This is a genomic window from Mesorhizobium sp. M7A.F.Ca.CA.004.12.1.1 (genome assembly GCF_003997835.1).
Classification (GTDB): Bacteria; Pseudomonadota; Alphaproteobacteria; order Rhizobiales; family Rhizobiaceae; genus Mesorhizobium.
Window position 1 is genome coordinate 1 of record NZ_RZRK01000885.1, and the last position, 2444, is coordinate 2444.

3 protein-coding genes are annotated in these 2444 nt (G+C 61.6%); 2 read left to right on the top strand and 1 reads right to left on the bottom strand.

The window, feature by feature from the left end:
- The coding region (locus tag EN984_RS31215) for an RNA methyltransferase (RefSeq protein ID WP_164765777.1) at positions 1-687 on the bottom strand (687 nt) is incomplete at its 3' end.
- A gap of 214 nt (positions 688-901) precedes the next feature.
- Here EN984_RS31215 and EN984_RS31220 point away from each other — a divergent pair.
- Both EN984_RS31220 and EN984_RS31225 read left to right on the top strand, forming a co-directional pair.
- Positions 902-2113 (top strand): NADP-dependent isocitrate dehydrogenase, encoded by a 1212-nt coding sequence (locus tag EN984_RS31220; RefSeq protein ID WP_127270610.1) that lies wholly within the window; start codon positions 902-904, stop codon positions 2111-2113.
- Between the two features lie 12 nt (positions 2114-2125).
- Positions 2126-2444, top strand: a 319-nt coding sequence (locus EN984_RS31225; protein ID WP_206517529.1) for a glutathione S-transferase N-terminal domain-containing protein, incomplete at its 3' end; no start/stop codon positions are given.

The following is a 2444-nucleotide window of genomic DNA, read 5'->3' on the forward strand; positions in this document are numbered from 1 at the left end:
TGTCAGCACCGCGCGAAGATTGTCGATCATTTTCGGCTTCTTCGGCGCCGGCCGGAAATAGCCGCGCGCTTCCAGCGCGCCTTCGAGATAGGCGAACAGGCCGTGCAATTCTTCCTTGCTTGCCGATTTCATGTCCGGGCCGGAAAAATTGGTCTTGGTCTCGTCCTCCAGGCCGGACTTCATCCATTCGTAGGACATCAGAAGTGCTGCCTGGGCGATGTTGAGCGAGGAGAAATCGGGATCGACCGGGAAAGTGACGATCTCGTCGGCAAGGCCGACCTCGTCATTGTAGAGGCCGAAGCGTTCGCGTCCGAACAGGATGCCGGTGCGCTGGCCCATCACGTGGCGCGCCCGCAGCAGCCTGCCCGCCTCCACCGGCCCGCGCACGGATTTGAAGCCGTCGCGCTGCCTGGCCGTGGTGGCGAAGACAAAGTTCAGGTCGGCGAGCGCCGAGGCCAGATCGTCGAAGACGGTGACAGCGTCGATGACATGATCGGCGCGGCTGGCCGCCGCGCGCGCCTTCTCGCTCGGCCAACCATCACGCGGGTTGACCAGGCGCAGCTCCGACAGGCCGAAATTGGCCATGGCGCGCGCGACCATGCCAATGTTCTCGCCAAGCTGAGGCTCGACGAGGATGATCGCCGGGCCAGCGACTGCAATGCTATCGGGATCTTTGATGACGGGCATGATTGTCAATGAACTGCTGTTTGCGGCATTTCAGCGTCCCTGCCACATTCGGCCGGGAAAATGAAGCATTCGCAAATGACGACGGCTCTGGCCTCCAATTCGTGACCGATCGCCGTTTGCGTGGCCAAAAGCGCTTTGATATACGGGCGACATCTCCCGGCCCAACGCCGCGCGGGCAAGGCCGTCCCATATCCAGCAACGAGGCATTCTTTCCATGGCGAAGATCAAGGTGGCGAACCCGGTCGTCGAACTCGACGGCGACGAGATGACCCGCATCATCTGGCAGTTCATCAAGGACAAGCTGATCCACCCTTATCTCGACCTCAAGCTTGAATATTACGACCTCGGCATCGAGCACCGCGACGCCACCAACGACCAGGTGACCATCGATTCGGCCAACGCCATCAAAAAACACGGCGTCGGCGTGAAATGCGCGACGATCACCCCCGACGAACAGCGCGTCGAGGAGTTCAAGCTGAAGAAGATGTGGAAGTCGCCGAACGGCACCATCCGCAACATCCTCGGCGGCACCATCTTCCGCGAGCCGATCATCATGAAGAACGTGCCGCGCCTGGTGCCCGGCTGGACCAAGCCGATCATCGTCGGCCGCCATGCCTTCGGCGACCAGTACCGCGCCACCGATTTCCGCTTCCCCGGCAAGGGCAAGCTGACCATCAAGTTCGTCGGCGAGGACGGCCAGGTGATCGAGCACGATGTATACGACGCGCCCGGCGCCGGTGTCGCCATGGCCATGTACAATCTCGACGAGTCGATCCGCGAGTTCGCCCGCGCCTCGCTGAACTACGGCCTGCTGCGCAACTACCCGGTCTATCTGTCGACCAAGAACACCATCCTCAAGGCCTATGACGGCCGCTTCAAGGACATCTTCCAGGAAGTCTATGAGGCCGAGTTCGAGGCTGAGTTCAAGTCGAAGAAGCTGTGGTACGAGCACCGCCTGATCGACGACATGGTGGCCTCCGCCCTGAAATGGTCGGGCGGCTATGTCTGGGCCTGCAAGAACTATGATGGCGACGTGCAGTCCGACACGGTCGCGCAAGGCTTTGGCTCGCTCGGCCTGATGACATCGGTGCTGATGACGCCGGACGGCAAGACGGTGGAAGCGGAAGCCGCGCACGGCACGGTCACCCGCCACTACCGCCAGCATCAGAAGGGCGAGGAAACCTCGACCAATTCGATCGCTTCGATCTTCGCCTGGACGCGCGGCCTCACGCATCGCGCCAAGCTCGACGACAATGCCGACCTGAAGCGCTTTGCCGAGACGCTGGAAAAAGTCTGCATCCAGACGGTCGAGTCCGGCTTCATGACCAAGGACCTGTCGCTCTTGATCGGCCCCGACCAGCCCTGGCTGTCGACCACCGGTTTCCTCGACAAGATCGACGAGAACCTGCAGAAGGCGATGGCCTGACAAGTAAGCAAGATGGGCAAGCCCATCGTCTACGGGGCGGAGTACAGCGTCTATGTACGCATCGTCCGCCTCGTACTCGCGGAAAAAGGCATCGACTACGAGCTTGTGCCGGTCGATGTCTTTGCCGCCGAGGGGATTCCCGCCTGGTATTTCGAGCATCATCCGTTCGGCCGCATCCCGGCCTTCTGTTATGACGGGTTTCGCCTGTTCGAGACCAATGCGATTGCCCGCTATATCGACGAGGCCTTCGAAGGACCGGCGCTGCAGCCTGCCGACGCGCGCGGCCGCGCCAGGATGGGCCAGATCATCGGCATGCTCGACGCCTATGGCT

Excerpts from the sequence above, each read along its gene's own strand:
- EN984_RS31220 (WP_127270610.1), top strand. The coding sequence starts at position 902 with ATGGCGAAGATCAAGGTGGCGAACCCGGTCGTCGAACTCGACGGCGAC.